This window comes from Streptomyces sp. NPDC059255, from assembly GCF_042752355.1.
GTDB lineage: Bacteria > Actinomycetota > Actinomycetes > Streptomycetales > Streptomycetaceae > Streptomyces.
On the sequence record NZ_JBHYZP010000007.1, the window covers coordinates 22,295 to 47,413 of the forward strand.

The following is a 25,119-nucleotide window of genomic DNA, read 5'->3' on the forward strand; positions in this document are numbered from 1 at the left end:
CCTGGAGCGGCATCACCCCGGGCGGGGGCGGGGGGCCGCGGCGAACCGCCCCGCCGGGCCCCGGCCGTTGTGGGGAGGGGCGAGCGGTGGCCGCTTCCGGCGGGCCGGTTCGCAGGCGGCGGGCCGTGGCCCCGGGGGTGCTTCCTATACTGGGCGTATGTCTCCCCGCGTGTACCGCTCGACCGTGCGTGAACAGGCGGCCGCGGCGACGCGGACGGCGGTTCTGGACACGGCGGAGGCGCTGTTCGCGGAGCACGGCTACGCCCGGGTCACCATCAAGCGCATCGCCGAGGCGGCGGAGGTCGCCCAGGGAACGGTCTACGCGGCCTTCGGCAGCAAGCCCGCCCTGGTCGCCGCGCTCACCGAGCGCGCCGCCGGGGACGCCGGCATCGGCGAGGCCCTCGCCGCGGTCGAACGGGCCACGACCGGCGAGGAGGTGGTGCGCCTGGTGGTGCGCCAGACCCGCGATCTGGGACGGCGGCACAACCGGAGCATGACCGTCCTGTTCGAAGCCGCCGCGGTGGACCAGGACATCGCCGAACTGCTCTGCCGGACGGAGGAACTCCGGCGGGAGCGCTACAGCCGGGTGGCGCTCCGTCTGGAGCGACTCGGCGCCCTGCGCCCCGGCATCACCGTGAGCGATGCCGTCCAGATCCTGGAGTACTTCGTGACACCGCAGTCCTGGCACCGGACGCGTCAGCTCGGCTGGGACTGGGAGCGCGCGGAGGTATTCCTGGCGGACGTGGTCGCTGCCGCGCTGTTGCCGTAGGACACGGGATGCACACCCCGCCAAGTGTGGCTGCATTCAATGGAGTTCGGCTTCAGTCAATGTCCTAGACTCGCCGCCATGCGTATCCTTTTCTCCAGCACCCCGGGCTATGGCCACCTCCTGCCGCAGCTGCCCCTCGCCCGCGCGTTCCGCGACCGCGGTGACGAGGTCGCCGTACTCACCTCCGCGTCCTTCGGGCCGCTGCTCGCCGCCGAGGGCATTCCTTTGTTCGCCGTCGGCCCCGAGGCGTCCGAGATACTGGCGGAGGCGGCCCGCCGCTCCGGTGCGAGCGCGGCCGCGGCCGCGGAAGCCACCCCGGCGGCCGTCGCGGAGTTCTTCGCCGGCACGCGCGTCGACCTCACCGCGGACGCGGCACTCGACGCGGGGCGTGAGTTCCGGCCCGACCTGATCGTCGGGGAGGCCACGGACTACGTGGGGCCGCTCGTTGCCGCCGCGCTGGAGGTGCCGTTCGCCAAGCTGGCGTTCGGCCCCCAGATGCCTGCCGAATTCACCGATGTCTTCGACGCGGTCGTCGAGAGCCGCCACAAGGAGCGCGGCCTGACGGTGCCCCCGCCCGCCTGGTATCTCGACCCGTGCCCCGAGCTGCTCCAGGGGCCCGGCTGGGAGCCGCCGCAGGGCCACCTCTCGCTGCGCCCCGAGGCCCACCAGGGCCCCGGCGCGCCCGGCACGGCGCCCGCCCCCGCGATGCCGCCGGCCGCCGGAGCGCGCCCCAGGGTGCTGCTCTCCTTCGGCACCAACTACGCCGAGCCGGCCGTCCTGCGGCCGCTCATAGACGCCCTCACGCCGACGGCCGACCTTGTCGTCACCCTCGGCCTGACCGCCACCGCCGCCGACTACGGTGACGGGCTCGACCGGGTCGACTTCGTCGGCTTCACCCCCTTCGCCGAACTGCTCGACGGCATCGACCTGGTCGTCACCCACGGCGGGGCCGGTACGGTGCTCGGCACCCTCTCCCGCGGCCTGCCCATGGTCGTCGTACCGCAGGGAGCCGACCAGTTCCTCAACGCCGCCGCCGTCGCGGGCGCGCGGGCCGGGGTCGCCGTGCTGCCGCCGGCCGGTGTCGAGGCCGTGGCGGAGGCCATGACCGAGGTGCTCGGCCGTCCCGAGTACCGGGACAGCGCCGCCCGTGCCGCCGGGCAGATCGCCGCGATGCTCTCGCCGTCCGAGGTCGCGGAGCGGCTCGCCGCGGACCTCGGCTGATCCGTCCCCGCGGGCGCGTGGTGCTGTACGACCCGTACGGCACCACGCGCCCCGGAACGGGCGGGGGCCGCCCGCCGCGCGCGGCCCCGCCGACCGGTGTACGGGGGCTGCCCGGCCGGGGCCGACCGTTAACTTCGGGGAAATTCCCGGCGGTTGTTCTTGACGTGTGCACGTCTACGCGCGTCATCATGAGGCATGCGAATTCCCCCACGTATCGCCACCCTTGGTGGCCTCGCCGCACTGGTCTCGACTCTGCTCGTCGGTGGAGTCACCACGACCGCCAACGCCGCCCCCACAGCGGTCGGCAGCATCTGCTACTCCAAGCTGCCGTCCCAGGCCCACGACACGCTCGACCTGATCGACGCCGGCGGACCGTTCCCGTACTCCCAGGACGGCGGTGTCTTCCAGAACCGGGAAGGCATCCTGCCGAGCCAGTCCAACGGCTACTACCACGAGTACACCGTCATCACGCCGGGCTCCTCGAACCGCGGCGCGCGCCGCATCGTCACCGGCAGCAAGGCCAGTGAGGACTACTACACGGCCGACCACTACGCGTCGTTCTCGCTCGTCAAGTACTCCTGCTGATCCCCACCCCGGAAGGTAACCTCCGTCCCATGACGGTGACATATGTGATCGACGGGGCGGAGGTCACCGGCCTCGACCGCTTCTGGCAGGTGATCGGCGCCGCCGTGAACGGGCCCGACGGGTACTTCGGGGGCAACCTCGACTCGCTCGCGGACTGTCTGCACGGCGGCTACGGAACGCCGGACGACGGCGACTTCGTCATCGAATGGCGCCGGCACGAGTTCTCGCGCCGGGCGCTCGGCCAGGAGGAGACCGTGCGGACGCTCCAGCGGCGGCTGGAGCGCACGCACCCCGACAACCGGCCCGCCGCGCGGGCCCGTCTGGAGGACGCGCTCGCGGGCCGGGGGCCCACCGTCTTCGACGAACTGGTCCAGCTCATCGAGGAAGAGGCCCCCGGGACGCTGCGGCTCCGCTGACCCGGCCGCGCCGGACGCGTGGCGTACGGGGCGTCAGCGGCGGCGGGGGAGGGTGCACTCCAGGCGCCGCCGCTCCGGGCCCTTCGGCAGGTACGCCACGGCCTCCACCGCCGTTCTGCGCGGCCGCCCCTCCGGATCCTCGTCCAGCAGGATCCGCTCCAGCGCGGCCACCGCCCGCGGATCGCGGCGCACGGCCAGCCCCCACGCCGCGCGCGCCGCGGTGCCCGCGTCCGGCTCGTTCAGCCGGGCCGCCAGCGCCTCCCGGATCTCGTACGTGTCCGCCTCCAGCGCCGCCAGGGCCATGACCGCGCGGTCCCTGACCACCGCGTCCGCGTCCCGGCTCAGCCGCACCACCGCCCGTACCGCGTCCTGATGGTCCGCCGGTACGGGCCCGGCTGCCGGTACGGGCGCAGTCGCCGGTACGGGCCCGGTCGCCAGTACGAGGCCGGTCAGCGCGACGGCGACCCGGCGCCGTACCCCCGCGTCCGGGTGCGCCGTGTGGCGCAGGATCTCCGGCAGCGCCGCGGGATCGCCGTGCTGGCCGAGCGCCACGACGGCCGAGCTGATCAGCTCCGGCTCCACCGCCTGCCGGGACAGCTCGCGCAGCAGGGGCACCGCGCGCGCCCTGTACGGGCTGCCACCGTCGGCCGCTTCCGCGCCCGCGCCGGGGACGGTCGCCCCGGTGCCCTGCGGCCCCGCGCCGCCGGTCGCGCCCAGGCGTGCCAGCACATCGGCGGCGAACGCCTGCCGCAGCGGTTCGTCGCTCGCGCACCACGCGGCGCAGGTCGCGAACGTCTCCTCGTCGCCGCGCCGCCACAGGGCGGCCACCGCCTCGGTCCAGTCGTCCCGCTCCGGGTCCCCGCAGCCCAGCGCGCGCCCGGCCAGCTCCTCGTACGGTGTCGCGATCCCCAGCTCCGCCTCCAGCAGCGTGGCGACGGCCGCATGCCCCGTCTGCTGCTCACGGCCGGCCGCCGAGCCCCCGTCCCTGAGCAGTTCGACGACGACCGTCTCGGAACCGTCCGCCCGGATCCGGCGCACCACCGTCTCGTACCCCTCCGCCTCGTCCCCGTCGCCGAAGGCGCTCAACAGGCCCTTCCGCAGCTCCTGTTCGACGTCGAGCGCCATCCAGCGCCGGGCCTCGGCGAGCGCCGCCCCGCGCGTGCCGGAGTCCGCGCCGGGATATGCGCCGGGGCCCATGCCGTGATCCGCGCCGGGATACGCGCCCGCGCGCGCCGTGTTGTACACGGAGCCGCTGTCGCGCGCGCCCGCGCCGTACCGCAGCAGGACGCGGACGGCCGCCGTCGAGCCGCGCCGGGCCGCCAGCACCAGCGGCGCCTCTCCGCCGGGGCCCGGCAGATCCGGGTCCGCGCCGTACTCCAGCAGGGTCTCCGCCGTGTCCGCGAAGCCCTGCACCACCGCCCAGACGATCGCCGTGTAGTCGAACGCCTCCCGGCCGTCCGGCGCCGCCCCGGCCGCGAGCAGCGCCCGGACGACCTCGGTGTGGCCGCCGCAGGCCGCCGCGCACAGCGGCAGGTCCCAGCCCTCGGGGCCGCTCGCCCGCTGCGGATCGGCGCCGGCCGCGAGCAGCAGCCGTACCATCCCCGGCTCGTCGCTGACCGCCGCGCGGTACAGAACCGTTTCCCCGTCCGTGTCGGTCGCCTCGGCGGACACGCCCGCCCTGAGCAGCCGTACGACGGCGTCGTCCTTGCCGCCGATCACCGCCTCGAACAGGTCGGTGACGCCCGCTGCCGCCTCTTTCGTCATGCTTCGACCCTACGTTTCCCCGGGCGGCCGCGTTGCGCCGTGGTGTTCGGCGGAGCCAGGCCCTGTCGTTCAGGTGTCGCAGTGCAGGACGGTCCCGCACAGTCCGCACCGCGCCCGTACCCGTCCGCGTACGGGTACCCGGATCCGCTGGAGACACGTCGGGCAGGGGAACGAGACGCGCAGCCCGTCCGGCCGGCTCTCGAACGCGTACGGCGACGCCGGGTCCGGGGCCGCGCCCGGGTGGTCGAGCGCGTAGCGGCGGTCCTTGGCGTAGCGGTGCCGGCCCGCCCAGCCGGCCGTGGTCAGCGGCGGCTGCTGCTCGTCGCGCTGCGCCTGCGCCCTGCCTTTCGTATACGACGTGTAGGCCTGCGGGCTGGTGAACCAGATCCGCGGATCCTCGTCGAAGACCTCCGCGCGCTTGGCGAGGACGTAGCCGAACTCCTCGGGGGTGAGGTAGCCGAGCTTCTGGCTGGAGTCGCGGTCCTCGCGGTACGCGTCGAGCAGCAGCCAGCCCGCGCCCAGGTAGGTGGTGGCCGTGTCGGTGAGGATCTCGTTGTCCCGGGTGCCCGGGAAGCTCAGCCCGAGCCGGTGCAGCAGGACATGGGTGATCTCGTGGGCGAGCGCGGCGCCGATGTCCCTGCGGTGGGTACGGAAGCGGTCGTTCAGCTCGACGAAGTACTCGGGCCCCGCGGTCAGCTCCACGTTCGCCGCGTGTGTCATCTCCCGGAAACTCACGATCACGCGCGCGTCGGGCAGCCGGAGCTGCTGCACGAGGGCGTGCGCCACCCGCTGGGTGCCCAGATGGAGGTCGTCGAGATCGGAGAAGGCGACATCGGCGGGCGCCACACTGGTGGCGTACGCCCGGACCCCGTCGGCCGAGAGCCGGTGGTAGAGCGCGGTGATCGCGGCCCGCGCCGTGTCGAGATGCGGATATCCGTGGACGACCTCGCCGCCGTCTCTCACGTCCCTGCCCCCTCCGCCTGCCCCGCGACCGGCTCGCGGGGCGGTCCGGCCCGCACCCGTCAACTGTACGGCGGTGTACGGACGGGGCGCGGGAGCGCGCCGCGGGAGTGTGCCCCGGAGTGCGGCGCGGAGTGTGCCCCGGAGTGCGGCGCGGAGCATGGCACGGGGCGTGCCCGGAGTGCGGCACGGGGTTGTCCGGTCAGCGGGCGTTGGCCGACAAGCGGTCTGCCTCGATGGCCGAAACAGGGTTCTTGTGGCGCGGCGTATTCGCTCCGCATAATCCGGATCACGCTTTCTTGTCGGGCTCATGTCAGTGCAACGCGTCGCGGTGCGGCACGGCGCAGGCCGGCACGGTGCATGCCACCGCGCCGTCACGCACCCTGCCCGTAACACACCGTGACGCAACGCGCGTCAACCCGGGCCCGGTGCACTGCCCCCACCGCATCCCCCACGAAAGGCAGACCGTTGAGCATTCTTGGTGCCCTGAAGAGATGCGCCGCCGTCGGCGCCGTCGCTCTCGCCGCCATCAGCCTTCAGCCGTCCTCCGCCATGGCCTCGCCGCTGCCGGCTCCGGCGCCCGTCGCCCAGGCCGCCGCGCCCCTCGCCCCGCCGGTCGTCGGCGGCACCCGCGCCGCCCAGGGCGAATTCCCCTTCATGGTCCGCCTCTCCATGGGCTGTGGCGGCTCGCTGTACTCCCCGACCGTCGTGCTGACCGCCGCGCACTGTGTGAGCGGTTCCGGCAACAACACGAGCATCACCGCCACCGCGGGTGTCGTGGACCTCCAGAGCACCAGCGCCATCAAGGTCAAGTCCACCAAGGTCCTCCAGGCCCCCGGCTACAACGGCGCGGGCAAGGACTGGGCGCTGATCAAGCTCGCCTCGCCGATCAACCTGGCGACGCTGAAGATCGCCACCACCACGCAGTACAACACCGGCAACTTCACCGTCGCCGGCTGGGGCGCGGCCACCGAGGGCGGCGCCCAGCAGCGCTACCTGCTCAAGGCCACCGTGCCGTTCGTCTCCGACGCGAGCTGCAACGCCTCCTACGGCGGCGACATCATAGCCAACGAGGAGATCTGCGCCGGTTACGCGAGCGGCGGCACCGACACCTGCCAGGGTGACTCGGGCGGCCCGATGTTCCGTACGGACAACTCCGGCGCCTACGTCCAGGTCGGCATCGTGAGCTGGGGCAACGGCTGCGCCCGGCCCGGCTACCCCGGCGTCTACACCGAGGTCTCGACCTTCGCCTCCCAGATCGCCTCGGCCGCCGCGACCCTGTAGCGGCGCGGCGCACGCAGTGACCTGAGGGGGTGTGTGCCGGACCGGCGGGTCCGGCACACACCCCCTCGTCCGCGCGTCCCGGGCGAAGCGCGTGTCTCAGGTGAAGCACGTGTCTCAGGCGAGGTGCGTGTCTCAGGCGAGGTGCGCGCGGGGCTCGCCCGCCGCGTCCAGCTCCAGCACCCACACCTCGTTGGCGCCCTCGCGCAGCACGGGGCCCGGGACGTACAGCGACTCCTGCGGCCCGGCGGACCAGTAGCGGCCCAGGCAGAAACCGTTCACCCAGACGAAGCCCCGGGTCCACGACGGCAGCGTCAGCCTCGCGTCACCCGCCCCGGTCACCGTGAACGCGGCCCGGTACAGCCCGCGTTCCGACGGCTCCGGCTCCACCGCCCCGTACGGGATCCGCGCCACCGCCTCCGCGTCGTCGAACGCGTCGAGCCGCAGCCCCCGCGCCCGCACCCCGTGCAGCTGCTGCCGCTCGTGCAGCACCCCGCCCGTGATGCCCTTCGGCTCACCCAGCCGCGGCCCGTAGTTGACCCGGGCCAGCGACTCCACCCAGATCTCGACCGAGGCCGGCCCGGACACCGGCTCCAGCAGGGCGGGCGCCGCGTCGCTCAGGGGGTCCGCCTGGGCCCGTACGCCGTCCACGTACACCACCGCCAGATCCCGCAGCCCGGCCAGCGTGAGCCGCTGCGGCGCCCGCGGGCCCGGGATGTCCACGCGGTAGCGGACCAGGCCCCGGTCCACGCCCAGCTCCTCGAAGGAGGGCGGCAGCGCCGACTCCGCCTCGGGACCGCCGAGCGCCTCCATGACCGCGTCCAGCGGCGCCCACCCCGTGAACTCCGCCGTCACGGGCGCGGCCAGCACCGGCGGCGCCTGCGGGATCTCCGGCAGCGGGCCCTCCTGGTACTCCGCGAACACCTCACGGAACAGCCGGAACTTCTCCGTCGGCCGCCCCGCCTCGTCGATCGGCGCGTCGTAGTCGTACGACGTCACATCGGGCTCCAGCGCACCGTCGTTCAGCTCCCCGGCCCGGTTCGCCCCCGCCCACCCCGCGAAGCTCGTCCCGCCGTGCGCCATGTACACATTGACGGAGGCACCGGCCTCCAGGATCTCCCGCAGCGCGCCCGCCGCCTCCGCCGGCTCCCGTACGGCCGGCTTCCCGCCCCAGTACTCGAACCAGCCGCACCAGAACTCCATGCACATCAGCGGGCCTTCGGGACGGTAGCGGCGCAGCGCCCCGAAGGCCGCGGCCGCGTCCTTGTCGAAGTTGACGGTCGCGAGCACCCCCGGGACCAGGCCACCCGTCAACATGTGCTCCTCCGGCCCGTCCGAGGTGAACAGCGGCACCGTGATCCCGCACGCCCGAGTCAGCTCCGTCAGCCGCGCCAGATAGACCTGGTCGGTGCCGTAACTCCCGTACTCGTTCTCCACCTGCACCATGATCACCGGACCGCCCCGGCCGAGCTCCCGCGCCGCGACCCGCGGCAGCAGCTCCCCGTACCAGCGCTCCACCGCGCCCAGGAACTCCGCGTCCCTGGTCCGCACCCGCGCCCCCAGCGGCCCCGTCAGCCAGTGCGGCAGCCCGCCGTTCTCCCACTCCGCGCAGATGTACGGGCCCGGCCGGACGATCGCCCACAGCCCGGCCGCGTGCGCCGCGTCCAGGAACCGGCCGAGCGCCGCGGTGTCGTGGAACCGGCCGGGTTCCGGCTCATGGAGATTCCACGGGACGTACGTCTCCACACAGTTGAGGCCCATCGCGCGCAGCATCCCCAGCCGGTGCGCCCAGTGCTCCTCATGGACCCGGAAGTAGTGCAGCGCGCCGGAGAGCAGCCGCACCGGACGGCCGTCCACCTCGAAGTGCTCTTTCCCCACCGTGAATCCGGTCGTCATCGGCTCAGCCACCGTCCCTCTGCTCGTCCGTCGCGGTCCTCGGCCTTTCCGTGCCGCATCCACCTTGTCCCGCTGGCGGCCGGACGGTCCATGGACAAAGATCGCCACTGGTTGGACGGAACGGCGCGGGGGAGGGGCGAGGGGAGCCGGGATGACGTACCACACGTGGATGCGCTTCTTCAGCCCCGGCCCGGTCCACCACGGGCTCGGACTCGTCTGCCTCGGCGTCGGACTCCAGCGGGGCAGCCTCCCCGTCGTCGGCCCCCGCACCCTCGACCACCACGTCGCCGTCGTCATCAGCACCGGCAGCGGCTGGTTCCGCGGCGCCGACGGACGCCGCACCACCGTCACCGCGCCCGCGCTGCTCTGGCTCACGCCCGGCGTCGCGCACCACTACGGGCCCGACCGGCCGGGCGGCTGGGACGAGAGCTTCGTCGACTTCACCGGGCCCGCCACCGCCACGTACACCGAACTCGGCTACATCGAACCGGACCGGCCCGTCGTCCCCCTCTCCGACGCGACCGGCGCCCGCGCCGCCGTCGCCCGGATCGCCCGCGCCGCCCGCCACGGCAACCCCCTGCTCGAAGTCGAGACCGGCGCCGCCGTCCACGAACTGCTCGTCGCCCTGCGCCGCGCCCGCGCCGACACCGACGCCGAGGGCGACCCCGTACTCCAGGCGCTCGCCCGCGACGCCTGCCGGCCGCTCACCGTCGCCGAGCACGCCGCCCGCCACGGCATGACCCCGGCGGCCCTGCGCGCGGCCGTACGCCGGGCCTCCGGACGCAGCCCCAAGGACTACCTGCTGGGGATCCGCCTCGGCCACGCCAAGGAACTCCTGGCCGCCACCGAACTGCCCGTCGCCGCCGTGGCCCGCCGGGTCGGGTACGACGACCCCGCCTACTTCTCCCGGCTGTTCACCCGCCGCGTCGGCCTCGCGCCCGTGCGCTTCCGGGCGCAGCAGAGCCGTACGGTGCCGGGCACGGCGGACGGGGACCGGGACGGGGACGGGGACGGGGACCGGGACGGGGACGGGGACGGCCCGGGCGCCTTCGGCGCACCGGAGGGCGGGGACAACCCCCGCGTACCGGCGGACGGGATCCCGCATGCTGACCACCCCGAAGGCCCCGCGCCCCGCTCCGTCTAAGCTGCCGGACCATGACCACGAGCGACCCCGGCACCACCCCCGGCAACGGCAGCGGCGGCGGTAGCGCCGTCGACCCCGCGGTGCGGGCCGAACTGACCCGGCTCCGCGAGAGCATCGACAACATCGACGCCGCTGTCGTGCACATGCTCGCCGAGCGCTTCAAATGCACCCAGCAGGTGGGCCACCTCAAAGCCGAACACCAGCTCCCCCCGGCCGACCCGGCCCGCGAGGCCCGCCAGATCACCCGGCTCCGCCAGCTCGCCGAGAACGCCCGCCTCGACCCCGCCTTCGCCGAGAAACTCCTCAACTTCATCATCGCCGAGGTGATCCGCCACCACGAGACGATCGCCGGCGAGAACCGCGCCGACCACCCCTGAGACAGGGCCGATCCCGTGGGGGAGCCGTGCGCTCAGAGCGCAAAGAACCTTGCTGCGCGGCCCCCGGCCCATCGGGCAGCATGGCTCCATGCCCGTACTGACGCGCGACGAAGCGCAGACCCGAGCCCGGCTCCTCGATGTCCAGCGGTACACGATCACCCTCGATCTGACCACCGGCGAGGACACCTTCGACTCCAGCACCGTCATACAGTTCACGGCCCGGGCGGCCGGAGACACCTTCGTCGAGCTGAAGCCCGCCACCCTGCGCACCGTCACCCTCGACGGCGTGAGCCTGGATCCCGCCGCGCTCGACGGGAACCGGCTCGCGCTCGCCGGGCTCACCCCCGGCACGCACGAGCTGCGCGTCGACGCCGCGATGCGGTATTCCCGTACCGGCGAGGGCATGCACCGCTTCACCGACCCCACCGACGGCGAGACGTACGTCTACACCCAGCTCTTCATGGAGGACGTCCAGCGCGTCTTCGCCGCCTTCGACCAGCCCGACCTCAAGGCCGTCTTCGAGCTGACCGTCACCGCGCCCGACCGGTGGACCGTCCTCGGCAACGGAATCGCCGAACGGACCGCCGCAGGACCGGACGGCGCGGGCCGCTGGAGCCTCGCCCCCACGCCCAGGATCTCCACCTACCTCGTCGCCGTCGCCGCGGGCCCCTGGCACACCGTCCGCACCGAACACGCCGGCCTCCCCTTCGGCATCCACTGCCGCCGCTCCCTCGCCCCCCACCTCGACACCGACGCCGACGAGATCTTCGAGATCACCCGCGCCTGCTACGACCGCTACCACGAGAAGTTCGAGGAGCCGTACCCTTTCGACTCCTACGACCAGGCGTTCGTCCCCGAGTTCAACGCGGGCGCCATGGAGAACCCCGGCCTCGTCACCTTCCGCGACGAATTCGTCTACCGCTCCGCCGTCACCGACAACGAGCGGCAGACCCGCGCCATGGTCATCGCCCACGAGATGGCCCACATGTGGTTCGGCGACCTCGTCACCCTCACCTGGTGGGACGACATCTGGCTCAACGAGTCCTTCGCCGAGTACATGGGCTACCAGACCCTCACCGAAGCCACCCGCTTCAGGGAGACCTGGGTCGACTTCGGGATCTGGCGCAAGGGCTGGGGGTACGACGCCGACCAGCGCCCCTCCACCCACCCCGTCGCCCCGGACCCCGACGCCGTCCCCGACACCGCCTCCGCGCTCCTCAACTTCGACGGCATCTCCTACGCCAAGGGCGCCTCCGCGCTCCGCCAGCTCGTCGCCTGGCTCGGCGAGAAGGACTTCCTCGCCGGCATCAACACCCACTTCGCCCGCCACAAGTTCGGCAACGCCACCCTCGCCGACTTCATCGACTCCCTCGCCCACGCCACCGACCGCGACGTCCACGCCTGGGCCGAGCAGTGGCTCCGCACCACCGGCGTCGACACCCTCACCCCCCGGATCACCGACCACACCACACGGTGGAGCCTCGACGTCGTCCGGGACGGCGGCCGGCCCCACCGCGTCACCGTCGGCACGTACGACACCGCTCCCGACGACGGGGCCGGCGCCGGACCCGCCCGCCTCGTCGCCCGCGAACGCTTCGAACTCGACGTGCCCCTCACCGGCCCCGTCACCCTCCCCGGCCGCAGGCCCGCCCTCGTCCTCCTCAACGACGGCGACTACACCTACGCCAAGATCCGCCTCGACGCGCCCTCCTGGGACACCGCGCTGCGCACCCTCTCCGGCGTCCCCGAACCCCTCACCCGCACCGTCCTGTGGAACGCCGCCCGCGACATGGTCCGCGACGGGGAACTCGCCCCCGCCGCCTACCTCGACGCCGCCCGCACCCACCTGCCCCACGAGACCGACGTCGCCCTCGCCGAAGGCGTCCTCGCCTTCGCCGCCACGCAGATCGCCGACCGCTATCTCGCCCCCGAGCACCGGCCCGCCGCGCTCGCCACCCTCACCGCACTCTGCCGCGACCTCATCCGCCGCACCGAGGACGGCAACCACCCGGGCCTGCGCCTCACCGCCGTACGCCACTTCATCGACGCCGCCACCCAGCCCGACCCGCTCCAGGACTGGCTCGACTCCGGCAGCGTCCCCGGCGGCCCCGAACTCGACCCCGAACTGCGCTGGCGCGTCCTCACCCGCCTCGCCGTCCTCGGCGCCCTCGACACCGCCACCATCGACGCCGAACTCGACCGCGACCCCAGCGCCACCGGCCAGGAGGGCGCCGCCCAGTGCCGCGCCGCCCTTCCCGACCCGGCGGCCAAGGCCCGCGCCTGGGCCCTGCTCTTCGACACCGACGAGCTCTCCAACTACCTCTTCACCGCCACGGCGAAGGGCTTCTGGCAACCCGAACAGACCGATCTCGTACGGGAGTACGTGCCGCTGTTCTACCCCCGGGCCACCGCCCTCGCCGACCGCAGGGGCCCGGCCATCGCCGACGCCGCCGGCCGCTACGCCTTCCCCGCGTACGCCGTCGACGAGGAGGCGCTCCGCCTCGGCCAGGACTGCCTGGACGGTACGGAGATGATCCCCTCCCTGCGGCGCAAGCTGATCGACCAGCTCGACGACCTGGGGCGCGCGCTGCGGGTCCGTACGGCCTGAGGACCGGTGGACTCCGGACCGGTGGACTCCGGTGGAGTCCTTCCGGAACAGCCGGGATCCGTTCCCTCCGACCGGGAGGGGCGGATCCCGGAGTGTTTTTCAGCCTTTTCGGCGACAGGCGCCGGATCCCCCGATACCCCTGACAGCGTCGCCTCGTTGTGCCTACCAGAGACCACCACTCGTGGAAGGCAGCACACGCCGATGACCGCCCAACTCACCGACCTCGCCCACCCCCACGACCTGGTGGGCATCGGCATCGGCCCGTTCAACCTCTCCCTCGCCGCCCTCGCCGACCGCGTTCCGCCACGGGACGGCGTTCCGGGGGCGGGGGGCGTTCCGGGGCCGAGGGGTGTTCCGGGGGCGGGAGGCGTTCCGGGGGCGGGGGGTGCCTCCGCGCCGCTCACCACCGCCTTCTTCGACCAGAGCCCCGCCTTCCACTGGCACCCCGGTCTGCTCCTCGACGGCGCCACCCTCCAAGTCCCGTTCCTCGCCGACCTGGTGACCCTCGCCGACCCCACCAGCCCCTGGTCCTTCCTCAACTACCTCAAGGCCCGCGAGCGCCTCTTCCCCTTCTACTTCGCCGAGCGCTTCCACATCCAGCGCGCCGAGTACGACGCCTACTGCCGCTGGGTCAGCGAACGGCTACCCGGACTCCACTTCGGCCACCAGGTCGACGCCGTCCGCTGGAACGGCGAACGCGAGGTGTTCGAGGTCGACTTCACCCAACTCGACGCCGACGGCGAGGCGGAGGCCCTCGGCCGCGTCCACACCCGCCACATCGCCCTCGGCATCGGCACCGAGCCGTACATCCCCGACCCGCTCAGGCCGCTCGCCGAGGCACCCACCGTCCCCGTCATCCACTCCGCCGACTACCTCGACCACCGGGACCGGCTCCTCGCCGCGGGACACATCACCGTCATCGGCTCGGGACAGTCCGGCGCCGAGGTCTTCCTCGACCTGCTGCGCGCCCGCCCCGCCGGAGCCGAGCGGATCCACTGGCTGGCCCGTACCGAGGCCTTCGCGCCCATGGAGTACTCGAAGCTCGGCCTCGAACAGTTCACCCCCGACTACACCCGCTACTTCCACGCGCTGCCCGAACGCGCCCGCGACGACCTGCTCCCCAGCCAGTGGCAGCTCCACAAGGGCATCGGCCCCGAGACCATCGCCGCCATCCACGACGAGCTGTACCGCCGCACCCTCCACGGCGGCTGGCCCGACGCCGTCCTCACCCCCGGCGTCCACGTCCGTACGGCAGGCCGCGTCAGCACCACCAGGATCGAACTCCACCTCGAACACCGCAGGCAGGCCACCCGCTCCCGGCTCACCACCGACGCCGTCGTCCTCGCCACCGGCTACCGGGAGCGCTCGCTCGACCGGATCCTCGCCGGGCTCGACCCGTACATGCGCCGGGACGCCTCGGGACGCCCCCACGTCGACGCCCACCACCGGCTCGTCCTCGACCCGGGCGTCAGCGGCTCCGCCTATGTACAGAACGCCGAACGCCACACCCACGGCGTCGGCGCGCCCGACCTCGGCCTCGCCGCCTGGCGCAGCGCGACCATCCTCAACCACCTCATCGGCGGCCGCACCGGGACCGAGCCCTACACCCTGCCCCGGCGCACCGCCTTCACCACCTTCGGACTCGACGGACGGGACCGGACCCACACGGTGCCCGCACCGAGGAGCCTGGTCCCGCTCACCGAAGTCCGCTGAGACCGCAGGAGTGCCCCGTGGCTCAGAAGACCGGCGTACCGTCCCGCGTCAGCTTCCAGTCCACCGACGCGAACACCGCCGGATCGACCGTGCCCGTCTCCTTCACCCAGCCGATGATCGTGTTACGGATCTCGTCCGAATTCGACCAGAGCTGCTGCGCCCCCGGCACATGCGGGAAGTTACCACCCCCGCTCGCCCGGTAGTTGTTCACCGCCAGCACGAACTTCGCCGCCGGGTCCAGCGGCTGACCCCCGAACCGCGGATCCACGATGCGCGAACCCGCGGGCTTCGCGATGTCGATCTCGTACGTCAGCCCCGACACCACGTCGTAGTTGTAGTCCGGCGTACCGCCCGCGTTCGTCAGCTTCGCCGTGTCCACCGGCGCACCCGCCGCCGTCTGCACGTAGTACCGCGCCGAGTACTCCAGGTACGCCAGCATCTGCGCCCCCGTCACCAGGCGCGCCTCCAGCGTGTTCTCGAACGGGTAGAGCCCCGCCGCGTCCCGGATCGTCACCTCGCCGGCCGGGATCCCCGCCGTACGCGAGAAGCACGAGGCCTGCGACAGCACCGGCAGCGCCGCCCACTCGCCGCCCGCCAGCGCCGCCTTCACCGTCTCCGTCTGGACGTGGTTGATCAGGTCGATGATCGGCTCGTCCCGCCACGGCGCGTCCGCCGTGGACATCGCCGCCGTCGACGTACCGATCACCTGGTTGACGTACGCGACGACCTTGCGGTGCTCGTCCGCCAGCAGCCCCGTGATCTTCTTGTCCTCCGCGACCGTGTTCGAGTTGAGGACCTTCGAGGAGACCTTCTCGACCGTCCACCCGCCCCGGTCCCACACCACCTCGATGTCGAAGAGCGTCAGCCGCTGGCCCCACTTGAGCGGCTCGGACAGCACCACGTCCTTGCCGGTCTTCTCGTTGACCACCCGGCGCTCCGGGATCTCCACGTGCGCGTGACCGACCAGGATCGCGTCGATGCCCGGCACCCGCTCGGCCACCAGACCCGCCGCGTTCTCCACGTACGGAAGCTGGTCACCCCACGACGACGAACCGTCCGACCCCGAGTGCGCCGACACGATGACCACGTCCGCGCCCATCGACCGCAGCTTCGGCACCCACTTCGCCGCCTGCTCCTCCAGACCCGGGAACGTCATCTTCCCCTGGACGTTCGCCTTGTCCCAGATCGCGATGCCGGGGTTGGTCAGCCCGAGAATCGCCACCCGTACGTCCCGGCCCTGCGGCGTCCGCAGTTTCTTGATGACATACGGCGCGAAAGCCGGCTTCAGCGTCTTCGCGTCCAGCGCGTTAGCGCCGAGCAGCGGAAAACGCACCTGCTCCTCGAACTTCCGCAGCACCGGAATGCCGTAGTTGAACTCGTGGTTGCCGAGCGCCGCCGCGTCGTAGCCGATCGCGTTCATCGCCTGCGCCACCGGGTGCACCGGACCGCGCTTCGCGGTGATCGGGTCGACCTTCGCGTAGTAGTACGCGAGCTGGGTGCCCTGAATGGTGTCACCCGCGTCGATCAGCAGCGTGTTCTGCCGGCCCTTCTCCTTGCGGACCTGCTCGACCAGCGTCGAGATCTTCGCCAGACCGACATCGTTGTGCGCGGCGTCGTCGAACTCCTTGTCCGTGAAGTAGTCCCAGTTGAAGACGTTCCCGTGCAGGTCGGTCGTCCCCATCACCGTGAACGCGTACCGCTTCTGCGGACGTCCATGAGCGGAACCCTGACCATGCCCGGCGGCCTGCGCCGGAGCCGTCCCCCCGGCGGCCAGCGCCGCACCGGCACCGGCGGCGGCCGCACTGCCCAGGAGCGTCCTACGGTTCAGCGGCATTTCTTCTTCTCCCTCGGTTCATTGCACAACCGATCCATTGCACAACGCGCGTAGATTCTGGCCCAGAACCACCGGGACGCAACACCCCCTGAGGGTTTCGATCAGATGACTGACAGAGGTCGCGCACCCGCGCGTGTCCGACCCGGATGCGAGAGTAGGCACAGCCGCAGAGACAGCCACCGCCGTACCCGCGCCGCGAGGGAGCCGCCCCATGACCACCGACACCCCGACCCCCACCCCGCCCTACGGCACCCCCGAGACACCGCGGGTCGCCGTCCGCGGTGAAGCGCTGCTCGAAGTCGACCCCGAGATCGCCCGCATCTCCATCACCGTCGGCGCCCGCGGCACCGACCGGCGCACCGCCCTCGACGACCTGACCCGGCGCAACGCCCGGGTCCTCGACCTCGTCAAGGGGTACGGCGACGCCATCGAGAAACTGGAGACCGGCGCCTTCTCCATCACCCCCGAGCTCACCCGGCACGGCCGGAGCGAGCGCGTCCGCGCCTACCACGGCAGCGTCCACCTCACCGTCGAGCTCTCCGACTTCACCGCCCTCGGCGAACTCACCACCCGCCTCGCCGACCTCGAACTCACCAGCGTCACCGGCCCCTGGTGGTCCCTGCGCCCCGACTCCCCGGCCCGGGCGAACGCCCGCCGCCAGGCCGTACGGGAAGCCGTCCAGCGCGCCAGGGAGTACGCGGAAGCGCTCGACGCCCGCCTCGCCGCCCTGGTCGAGCTCGCCGACATCGGCGCGGAGAACAGCGGGGGATACGGCGGGCCCGCCGCCCCCGGCGCCCTGCGCAGCGTCGCGTACAAGGGGGCCGACTCCGCCGAGGCCGCGCCCGCGCTCGACCTCGAACCGCAGCGGCAGACGGTCTACGCGCAGGTGAACGCACGCTTCACCATGACCCCGCCGGACCTCACCCGCTGAACCCCCGCGAAAACGCTCATCGGAGCGCCCCGCCGCACAATTAAACGCTTGTCAACAACCTTTAACTCAAAGGTTGTTGGGCAGTCATGCACCGCCAATTCCCTACCGGCCGGTAAGCCCTACGCTCGATATATGCGCCGAGCCAAGATCGTCTGCACCCTGGGGCCCGCCACCGACTCGTACGACCAGATCAAAGCACTGGTCGAAGCCGGAATGGACATCGCCCGCCTCAACCTCAGCCACGGCACCCACGCCGAACACGAGGAGCGTTACCAGCGCGTACGGAAAGCCGCCGAGGAAACCGGCCGCAGCGTCGGAATCCTCGCCGACCTTCAAGGCCCGAAGATCCGCCTCGGCCACTTCCGCGAAGGCCCCGTACTCCTTGAACGCGGCGACGAATTCACCATCACCGTCGAACCCCACGAAGGCGACCGCCACGGCTGCGGCACCACCTACGAAGGACTCGCCCACGACGTCACCACCGGCGAACGCATCCTCGTCGACGACGGCAAGGTCACCCTCGAAGTCACCTCCGTCGACGGCCCCCGCGTCCACACCCTCGTCGTCGAAGGCGGCATGGTCTCCGACCACAAGGGCCTCAACCTCCCCGGCGTCGCCGTCTCCGTCCCCGCCCTCTCCGAGAAGGACGTCGACGACCTCCGCTGGGCTCTCCGCCACGGCGCCGACATCATCGCCCTCTCCTTTGTACGCAGCGGTGCCGACATCGAGGACGTCCACCGGATCATGGACGAGGAACACCGCCGGCTCCCCGTCATCGCCAAGGTCGAGAAGCCCCAGGCCGTCGAGAACATCGATGACATCGTTGCCGCCTTCGACGGCATCATGGTCGCCCGGGGCGACCTCGGCGTGGAAATGCCCCTCGAACAGGTGCCCATCGTCCAGAAACGCGCCATCAAACTGGCCCGCCGCAACGCCAAGCCGGTCATCGTCGCCACCCAGATGCTCGACTCGATGATCGACAACTCCCGCCCCACCCGCGCCGAGGCCTCCGACGTCGCGAACGCCGTCATCGACGGCACCGACGCCGTGATGCTCTCCGGCGAGACCAGCGTCGGCAAATACCCCGTCGAAACCGTCAGGACCATGAGCCGCATCGTGGAAGCCGCCGAGGAGGACATCCTCGCCAAGGGCCTCCCGCCCCTCACCGACCGCAACAAACCCCGCACCCAGGGCGGCGCCGTCGCCCGCGCCGCCGCCGAGATGGGCGACTTCCTCGGTGCCAAGTTCCTCGTCGCCTTCACCCAGTCCGGCGACACCGTCAAGCGCCTCTCCCGCTACCGCTCCCCGATCCCCCTCCTCGCCTTCACCCCCGACCCGGCCACCCGCGCCCAGCTCAACCTCACCTGGGGCGTCGAAACCTTCCTCGGCCCGCACGTGGACTCCACCGACGCGATGGTCGCGCAGGTCGACGAGGAACTCCTCAGGATCGGCCGCTGCCGGAAAGGCGACACCGTCGTCATCACCGCCGGCTCCCCGCCCGGCGTCGCGGGCTCCACCAACCTCGTCCGCGTCCACCACATCGGCGAGGACGACACCCCGAAGTAGCCGCACGCTCCCACGCGCCCCTTCCCACCCGCTCCTCCCACCCGCACGCTCCCACCCGCACCCCACCCCGGGGCGCGGGCTCACGGGCGGGCGCCGTCCCCCGCCGCCGCCAGCCGACGGGCCCAGAAAACACGGTGCGCCCAGCGGGTCTCCTGCGCGTGAACAGCCCGATGACCACGGACATACGCGGCACGCGCCCGCCGCACCCCCTCCGCGTAACCCTCCAACGCCGCCGCCTCACCACGCAGCCGCGCGTCGACAGCCCGCCCCGCGCTCATCCCCGTGTACAGAGCCGTGAGAACACCCTGCGAGGACAGCGGATCGAACGCGACAGCCGCGTCCCCCGCCGCGACCCAGCCATCCCCGTACACCCGATCCAGATACGCGCTGTACGCGGGCGCCCTGCGCGGCACCGCCGACACGGCGAACCCATGAGGCCCCGCCCGCCGCCGCACATGACGGGTCGCCCACACACGCAGCCGCACCTGCTCCGCGGTACGCAGAGCGGCCGAAGGCAGATCCGTATCGGTGAAGTAAGTGATCAGCCGGCGCCCCCTCGGCAGCGGCGCCGTGTACCACCACCCGTCCTCGGCCGACTCCACCAGCGAACAGCCATCGGCCGCGCCCGGGGCCGCGTCCAGCGTCAGACACACAGCGGTCAGCCGATCACGGACCCGCCGCACCGCACCGCAGCGCACGGCGATCGCCGCCCCCCGCCCGGTGGCGTCGACCAGCCAGCGGCACCGCACGGCACGGTCACCGCCCGGACCACGCAGCACCGAGATCCAGCCGCCGTCAGGCCGACGCACCGGCCGACGCACCGCGGTACGCTCGACGACCTCCGCCCCCGCCGCGCGCACAGCCTCCCGCAGCCGCCCGTCGAACACCTTCCGGTCGAGATGCCACCCGGGGCCCTGCGGATCGTTGATGAAGTCCACCGCGCGCAACTCGTACGACCCCCACGCCGACAGGTTCGCGTAACAGGGCAGATGCCCCGAACCCAGCACCCGGCCACCGGCCCCGAGATCGTCGAGCAGCACCCCACCGGCGGACACGAGCGCCTCACCGACCTTCGGCGGCCCCGTACCGGCGTCCGCCAGCAGAACCCGCCGGCCCGCCCGGGCGAGCGCGAGCGCGGCCGCACACCCGGCCGGCCCACCACCCGCCACCACCACGTCGTACCCGGCGCGGGGACGAGCGCCCGGAGAACGACCCCGGGCGGGCGCGCGGCTCACAGCTGCTCGTGGAACGGGTCGAGCCGCTCGTCGTACCCGGCGGAGATCTCCTCCTCGCTGTACCGGGTCTCCGCCACGGCCCGGCGGACCGCCTGACCGACCAGCGCGTCCTCTACAGCCGCCGCGTCAGGCCCCTCCGCCGCCCAGGTGCCCGCGGCGGCGGACAGATGGGGGAAAGCGGCCTGCGGCACCTGAAGGTTGACCAGATTGCGGGTGTCCGGCGCGGCGTCGAACGGCGCCGCGGGCCGCGACTCCACCGAGATCCTCGCCGGGAACGCGCCGTCCCCCACGGTGTACGCGCGCTCCTCGACGATGCCGAACTTCGGCCAGTCACTGATCATCTGATTGGTCTGCTCCGTCACCGAACCCACGAGACCCCGCAGCCAGACCGCACGCCGCTCGAAGGCGGTCTCCCTCACGATGTCGTCGCCCGGCCCCGGCGCCGCGTTGACCACCGCGAAATCGTCCTCCTTGAGCACATGGTTGGGCACATGGGCGGGCCAGAACGTCGGCAGGTACGGGCTGTAGCGCGGCCCCAGATTGCTCAGCACCTCATAGCCGGAGCGACAGCGCGCCGCGTCCGTCTGCCACGGGGCCGCCATCCAGCGGGTCAGATCCCCGGGCCCCTGGGCATACGTCGGACCGTTCGGTGCGAGCGCCTTCTCCGCCGTGAGAGACGCACCGTAATCGGGCTCCGGATCGCTCGCGGCGCGATGCCGCACCCGGAACGGCTCCGTGTACAGGGTGCCGTGCCGGATCGGCCAGGTCAGCTCACTCCCCGGATGAAAGGCGTCCGCCGCGCAGTGGTCCAGCGCCGCACGGTCCAGCAGCCCCGGCTGCTCGGCCACGGGCGCGCCATCGACGACCGGATGGACCGTCCGCCCCGTGCCGGGCGTGAACATCCCGTCCGCCCACCGCCCCATCATCCGGTCCTGCGTCGGCGACAGCAGCAGATAGTGACGTACGGACGGATGCGCGGCCGTGGCCATCGCGTCCCCGTAGACCCACGGCCACGGCAGCGGGGACGTCCCGTCCCGGTCGTAGTCACGCAGCGCGATGTACACCTGACGACGCAACTCCCGGTTCCGGTCGGACGCGTCGGCAAGACGCTCCAGCATCGGAGGAGCGAGGAAGTAATGCGGACCGTTCCAGCCGAACTGCGAGGCGAAACCGTGATTGACCCACTGAAGATCACAGAAGCGGCGCAGGATGGGCTCGATGTCATCCGCGAACGAAACCTGCGGGAGGGGCTGCGCACCGAAGAACACGTCGTGGAGCAGGTCGTGCAGCGTACGGACACTCTTCACGTCCGGCGCGTAGTCCGGAGGCCCGACGACGACCCAGGCCGGTGTCGCCGTCAGCGTGCTGCCCCCGATGGTGACCTGCGCCGTCACCGGGCCGTCGGAGGTGTCGTCGTACCAGGTGTCGTTGTTGGCGACCCCCGTCGCCGGCTGGTTCGCGTACGACCTGGACGTGCCCATGCCGCCCAGCACCAGCAGACGGCCGTCGGGCTGGGCGGAGATCTCCCCGAGGTAGACCGCCTTGCCCATGATCTTCCCGGAGTCGAACTTCTGGGTCCCGGCGGTCGACCCGAGGACGGTCCGGCTTCCGGGATCGTTGACCAGCTTCGCCCGGTCGGCCCCCACGACGGCGGCGTTCCGCCGGCCGTACAGCGCGGGCGCCAGACTCTTCCCCTCGGGGATGTCGAGCGGGACATGGAACTGGTACCACGCGGCCTTCTTGTTGGCGAGATGCACGGTCCACGCGATCTCGGACACGCCCCCCTCGTTCACCTTGAGCTCCCGCACGACCTCTCCGGCCGCGTTGTACCCGTACACCCGGAAACGCGCCGCCTGCCGCTTGATCGCCCCGGCCGCGTCCTTGTAGAACCCGGGCTGCTCGGGCACCCGGTCGGGCGACTCCGGGCCGACGAAGAACTCCGTGGCACTGTTGCCGACACGGGCGACGCCGATGGCAGGGTGGATCTTCACCTGCGCGATGTTCTGATCCATGGAGGGCCTCCGGTCTCCTGCTCCGAAGGCCACAATTAATGCGGCAATATTATTTTTTGACATCGCCGCTCCGGCCGGAAGCGGAGCTTCACGCGATCAGGCCAAGGGCGGTCCCCGGGCTCTCGCCGCTGTCTCTGGAAGCGGGGCATCGGGTCGCCCCTGGTCACAGGGATCCGATCGGGGGCCGTCGCGGGGGAGGGGCGCGTGGTCACGTGGTCGCGGGGACGCGTGCCGTGACCTTGGAACCGAAGGAAAGTGCCCCAGGTGGGATTCGAACCCACACTGTCCGCTGTTTGAGAGCGGCCTCTCTGACCAGTTGGAGTACTGGGGCCTAAGAATGCAAGGGATTGAGGTCCCCCGCCTGGGCCTACTTTACCGCAGCTCGGTAGGCTCATGGGGAGCAGCATCCTGTCTGGAACGAGGAGCCCCCGTGACCGCCCCCGAGTCGCCCCAGCCCGTCGACGATGACGACAAGTCGCACGTTCCGCCGCTGACGACGCGTGTCGTCATCGCCGAGGACGAGGCCCTGATCCGTCTGGATCTCAAAGAGATGCTGGAGGAGGAGGGGTACTCGGTCGTCGGTGAGGCCGGTGACGGGGAGCAGGCTGTCGCGCTGGCGCGGGAGCACCGGCCCGATCTGGTGATCCTCGATGTGAAGATGCCGGTGCTGGACGGGATCTCCGCGGCGGAGAAGATCGCGGAGGAGTCGATCGCGCCGGTGCTGATGCTGACCGCGTTCTCGCAGCGTGATCTGGTGGAGCGGGCGCGGGACGCCGGGGCGATGGCGTATCTGGTGAAGCCGTTCAGCAAGAGTGATGTGGTGCCGGCCATCGAGATGGCGGTGTCGCGGTTCACGGAGCTGCGGACGCTGGAGCGTGAGGTCGCGGACCTGACGGTGCGGCTGGAGACGCGGAAGCTGGTGGACCGGGCGAAGTCGGTGCTGCAGACGCAGTACGGGCTGACGGAGCCGGCGGCGTTCCGGTGGATCCAGAAGACGTCGATGGACCGTCGGATGTCGATGCAGCAGGTGGCCGAGGCGGTCATCGAGGACGCGGCGGAGAAGAAGGCGGCGAAGGGGCAGTAGGCCTCTGGTGGTCTCGTACGTGAGAGGGCCCGCCCCCCGATTTCCCAGGGGGCGGGCCCTCTCACGTGTGCGGTCGGCCGGGTCAGTCCTCGCCGAGGTAGGCCTTGCGTACGGATTCGTCGTGGAGCAGGGATTCACCGGTGCCCGACAGGACGATCTTGCCGATCTCCATGACGTGGCCCTGGTCGGCGAGGGAGAGCGCGGCTTGGGCGTTCTGTTCGACGAGCAGGATGGTGGTGCCCTGTGACTTGAGCTCCACGATGGTTTCCATGATCTTCTGCATCATGATGGGGGAGAGGCCCATGGAGGGCTCGTCCAGCATGAGCAGTTTGGGCTGGGACATGAGGGCGCGTCCCATGGCGAGCATCTGCTGTTCGCCGCCGGAGAGGGTGCCCGCCGCCTGCTTCCGTCGTTCGCCCAGGATGGGGAAGAGGTCGTAGGCGCGCTGGATGTCCTTCTCGATGCCGGCCTTGTCCGTGCGGAGGAAGGCTCCGAGCTGGAGGTTCTCCGTGATGGTGAGCCGGGGGAAGATGTGCCGGCCTTCGGGGGAGTGGGCGAGTCCGAGGGCGACGATCTTGTGGGCGGGGACGGTGTTGAGGGGTTTTCCGTCGAAGACGATCCGGCCGCCGGAGGGCTTGAGGAGCCCGGAGAGGGTGCGCAGGGTGGTGGTCTTGCCGGCGCCGTTGGTGCCGATGAGGGTGACGATCTGGCCGGCTTCGACGCTGAAGGAGATGCCCTTGACGGCTTCGATCTTGCCGTAGGCGACTTTGAGGTCTTCGACCTCCAGAAGCGCGGTCACTTCGCGTCCCCTTCCGTACCCGTGGTGCTGGTGGTGCCTGTGGTGCCGGCGTCGCGGGGTGTGTCGGAGACCGTGTCCGCGGCCTCGGCCGCCGCTTCCGCCGCTTCGACCGCGGCGACCTCTTCGCCGCCGGGGGCGCCCTCGAAGGGGGTGCCGAGGTAGGCGGCGATGACGCGTTCGTCGCCCTGGACGGTCGAGGGGGTGCCCTCGACGAGTTTCTCGCCCTGGACGAGGCAGGCGACGCGGTCGCAGAGGTTGAAGATGAACCGCATGTCGTGCTCGATGACGAGGACGGCGATGCCCTGGTCCCGGATGGCGAAGATGAGTTCTTCGGTGACCCGGGTCTCCTGCGGGTTCATGCCGGCGGTGGGCTCGTCGAGGAGGAGCAGGCCGGGTTCCGCGGCGAGGGCGCGGGCGATTTCGAGCTTGCGCTGCTCGCCGTAGGGGAGGTTGCGGGCGAGGTGGTCGGCCTTGTCCTGGAGGCCGATGAACTCGAGGAGTTCCATGGCGCGTGCGTGGGAGGCGGCTTCGGCCTTCTTGAAGCCGGGGCCGCGCAGGAGCGCGGACCAGAGTCCTTCTTTGGTGCGGGTGTGCCGTCCGACGAGGACGTTTTCCAGGACGGTCATGTTGGCGAAGAGCCGGATGTTCTGGAAGGTGCGGGCGATGCCCGCGTTGGTGACCAGGTGGGGCTTGGGCGGGAGGACGGTGCCCTTGTAGGTGACGGTGCCCTCGGTCGGTACGTACAGGCCGGTGAGGCAGTTGAAGAAGGTGGTCTTGCCGGCGCCGTTGGGGCCGATGAGGCCGACGATCTCGCCGGCGTTGACGCTGAGGTCGACGTTGCGTACGGCGGTGAGGCCGCCGAAGCGCATGGTGACGCCGGTGGCGTCGAGGACGCTGGTGGTTGTGGTCGCGGTCGTCATGTCG

At 71.8% G+C, this 25,119-nt stretch carries 20 protein-coding genes and 1 tRNA gene; 12 read left to right on the forward strand and 9 right to left on the reverse strand.

Annotation, left to right across the window (positions count from 1 at the left end):
- Window positions 1–157 precede the first annotated feature (157 nt).
- The 4 genes from ACFXKG_RS11780 (at window position 158) to ACFXKG_RS11795 (ending at window position 2,991) form a co-directional block, all read left to right on the forward strand.
- The gene (locus tag ACFXKG_RS11780) at window positions 158–769 is read left to right on the forward strand and encodes a TetR/AcrR family transcriptional regulator (RefSeq protein WP_384836000.1); all 612 of its coding nucleotides are present in this window, start codon (window positions 158–160) and stop codon (window positions 767–769) included.
- 78 nt (window positions 770–847) lie between these two features.
- Complete coding sequence (locus ACFXKG_RS11785) at window positions 848–1,990, forward strand: glycosyltransferase (RefSeq protein ID WP_384836003.1); 1,143 nt, start codon at window positions 848–850, stop codon at window positions 1,988–1,990.
- A 195-nt stretch (window positions 1,991–2,185) separates the two neighbouring features.
- Window positions 2,186–2,575: a ribonuclease domain-containing protein gene (locus tag ACFXKG_RS11790; RefSeq protein WP_384836005.1), complete on the forward strand. Its 390-nt coding sequence runs from the start codon at window positions 2,186–2,188 to the stop codon at window positions 2,573–2,575.
- A 29-nt stretch (window positions 2,576–2,604) separates the two neighbouring features.
- Window positions 2,605–2,991, forward strand: coding sequence for a barstar family protein (locus tag ACFXKG_RS11795; protein WP_384836008.1), 387 nt, complete (start codon window positions 2,605–2,607; stop codon window positions 2,989–2,991).
- Between the two features lie 33 nt (window positions 2,992–3,024).
- Here ACFXKG_RS11795 and ACFXKG_RS11800 read toward each other — a convergent pair whose 3' ends face one another.
- Both ACFXKG_RS11800 and ACFXKG_RS11805 read right to left on the reverse strand, forming a co-directional pair.
- On the reverse strand, window positions 3,025–4,755 hold the full coding sequence (locus ACFXKG_RS11800) for an ankyrin repeat domain-containing protein (RefSeq protein ID WP_384836011.1): 1,731 nt from the start codon (window positions 4,753–4,755) through the stop codon (window positions 3,025–3,027).
- A 69-nt stretch (window positions 4,756–4,824) separates the two neighbouring features.
- On the reverse strand, window positions 4,825–5,718 hold the full coding sequence (locus ACFXKG_RS11805) for a hypothetical protein (protein WP_384836014.1): 894 nt from the start codon (window positions 5,716–5,718) through the stop codon (window positions 4,825–4,827).
- Between the two features lie 465 nt (window positions 5,719–6,183).
- On the opposite strand from ACFXKG_RS11805, the gene ACFXKG_RS11810 reads away from it, so the two are divergent.
- Window positions 6,184–6,999 (forward strand): serine protease, encoded by an 816-nt coding sequence (locus tag ACFXKG_RS11810; RefSeq protein ID WP_365808492.1) that lies wholly within the window; start codon window positions 6,184–6,186, stop codon window positions 6,997–6,999.
- Between the two features lie 132 nt (window positions 7,000–7,131).
- On the opposite strand, the gene ACFXKG_RS11815 is transcribed toward ACFXKG_RS11810, so the two are convergent.
- Complete coding sequence (locus ACFXKG_RS11815) at window positions 7,132–8,892, reverse strand: beta-galactosidase family protein (RefSeq protein ID WP_384836017.1); 1,761 nt, start codon at window positions 8,890–8,892, stop codon at window positions 7,132–7,134.
- 151 nt (window positions 8,893–9,043) lie between these two features.
- On the opposite strand from ACFXKG_RS11815, the gene ACFXKG_RS11820 reads away from it, so the two are divergent.
- From ACFXKG_RS11820 to ACFXKG_RS11835, 4 genes are all read left to right on the forward strand, one after another.
- Window positions 9,044–10,036 (forward strand): helix-turn-helix domain-containing protein, encoded by a 993-nt coding sequence (locus tag ACFXKG_RS11820; protein ID WP_384836020.1) that lies wholly within the window; start codon window positions 9,044–9,046, stop codon window positions 10,034–10,036.
- 11 nt (window positions 10,037–10,047) lie between these two features.
- Entirely contained in the window at window positions 10,048–10,413 is a 366-nt protein-coding gene (locus ACFXKG_RS11825; protein ID WP_384836023.1) for a chorismate mutase, read from the forward strand.
- Window positions 10,414–10,501: 88 nt separating this feature from the next.
- Complete coding sequence (gene pepN, locus ACFXKG_RS11830) at window positions 10,502–13,021, forward strand: aminopeptidase N (protein ID WP_384836026.1); 2,520 nt, start codon at window positions 10,502–10,504, stop codon at window positions 13,019–13,021.
- Window positions 13,022–13,222: 201 nt separating this feature from the next.
- The gene (locus ACFXKG_RS11835) at window positions 13,223–14,734 is read left to right on the forward strand and encodes a lysine N(6)-hydroxylase/L-ornithine N(5)-oxygenase family protein (RefSeq protein ID WP_384836029.1); all 1,512 of its coding nucleotides are present in this window, start codon (window positions 13,223–13,225) and stop codon (window positions 14,732–14,734) included.
- A 22-nt stretch (window positions 14,735–14,756) separates the two neighbouring features.
- Here ACFXKG_RS11835 and ACFXKG_RS11840 read toward each other — a convergent pair whose 3' ends face one another.
- Window positions 14,757–16,568, reverse strand: a complete 1,812-nt coding sequence (locus ACFXKG_RS11840) for a bifunctional metallophosphatase/5'-nucleotidase (protein WP_384836032.1) — start codon at window positions 16,566–16,568, stop codon at window positions 14,757–14,759.
- A gap of 211 nt (window positions 16,569–16,779) precedes the next feature.
- Between ACFXKG_RS11840 and ACFXKG_RS11845 the strand changes: the two genes are divergently transcribed.
- Entirely contained in the window at window positions 16,780–17,499 is a 720-nt protein-coding gene (locus ACFXKG_RS11845) for an SIMPL domain-containing protein (protein WP_384836034.1), read from the forward strand.
- Between the two features lie 132 nt (window positions 17,500–17,631).
- Window positions 17,632–19,065, forward strand: a complete 1,434-nt coding sequence (gene pyk / locus ACFXKG_RS11850; RefSeq protein WP_384836037.1) for a pyruvate kinase — start codon at window positions 17,632–17,634, stop codon at window positions 19,063–19,065.
- An 80-nt stretch (window positions 19,066–19,145) separates the two neighbouring features.
- Here the strand turns inward: pyk and ACFXKG_RS11855 are convergent, their stop codons facing one another.
- The 3 genes from ACFXKG_RS11855 to ACFXKG_RS11865 all read right to left on the reverse strand — a co-directional run bounded on the left by ACFXKG_RS11855 (window position 19,146) and on the right by ACFXKG_RS11865 (window position 22,643).
- Window positions 19,146–20,240 (reverse strand): NAD(P)/FAD-dependent oxidoreductase, encoded by a 1,095-nt coding sequence (locus tag ACFXKG_RS11855; RefSeq protein ID WP_384836532.1) that lies wholly within the window; start codon window positions 20,238–20,240, stop codon window positions 19,146–19,148.
- A 56-nt stretch (window positions 20,241–20,296) separates the two neighbouring features.
- Window positions 20,297–22,312, reverse strand: a complete 2,016-nt coding sequence (locus tag ACFXKG_RS11860; protein ID WP_384836040.1) for a LodA/GoxA family CTQ-dependent oxidase — start codon at window positions 22,310–22,312, stop codon at window positions 20,297–20,299.
- 256 nt (window positions 22,313–22,568) lie between these two features.
- Window positions 22,569–22,643 (reverse strand) — tRNA-Leu (locus ACFXKG_RS11865).
- A 99-nt stretch (window positions 22,644–22,742) separates the two neighbouring features.
- Between ACFXKG_RS11865 and ACFXKG_RS11870 the strand changes: the two genes are divergently transcribed.
- A complete protein-coding gene (locus ACFXKG_RS11870) occupies window positions 22,743–23,396 on the forward strand; it encodes a response regulator (protein ID WP_365808514.1) in 654 nt (217 codons plus the stop codon).
- An 82-nt stretch (window positions 23,397–23,478) separates the two neighbouring features.
- On the opposite strand, the gene ACFXKG_RS11875 is transcribed toward ACFXKG_RS11870, so the two are convergent.
- A complete protein-coding gene (locus ACFXKG_RS11875; RefSeq protein WP_365808515.1) occupies window positions 23,479–24,195 on the reverse strand; it encodes an ABC transporter ATP-binding protein in 717 nt (238 codons plus the stop codon).
- On the reverse strand, window positions 24,192–25,115 hold the full coding sequence (locus tag ACFXKG_RS11880; protein ID WP_384836535.1) for an ABC transporter ATP-binding protein: 924 nt from the start codon (window positions 25,113–25,115) through the stop codon (window positions 24,192–24,194). The genes ACFXKG_RS11875 and ACFXKG_RS11880 overlap by 4 nt, the downstream gene beginning before the upstream one ends.
- Between the last annotated feature and the right edge of the window lie 4 nt (window positions 25,116–25,119).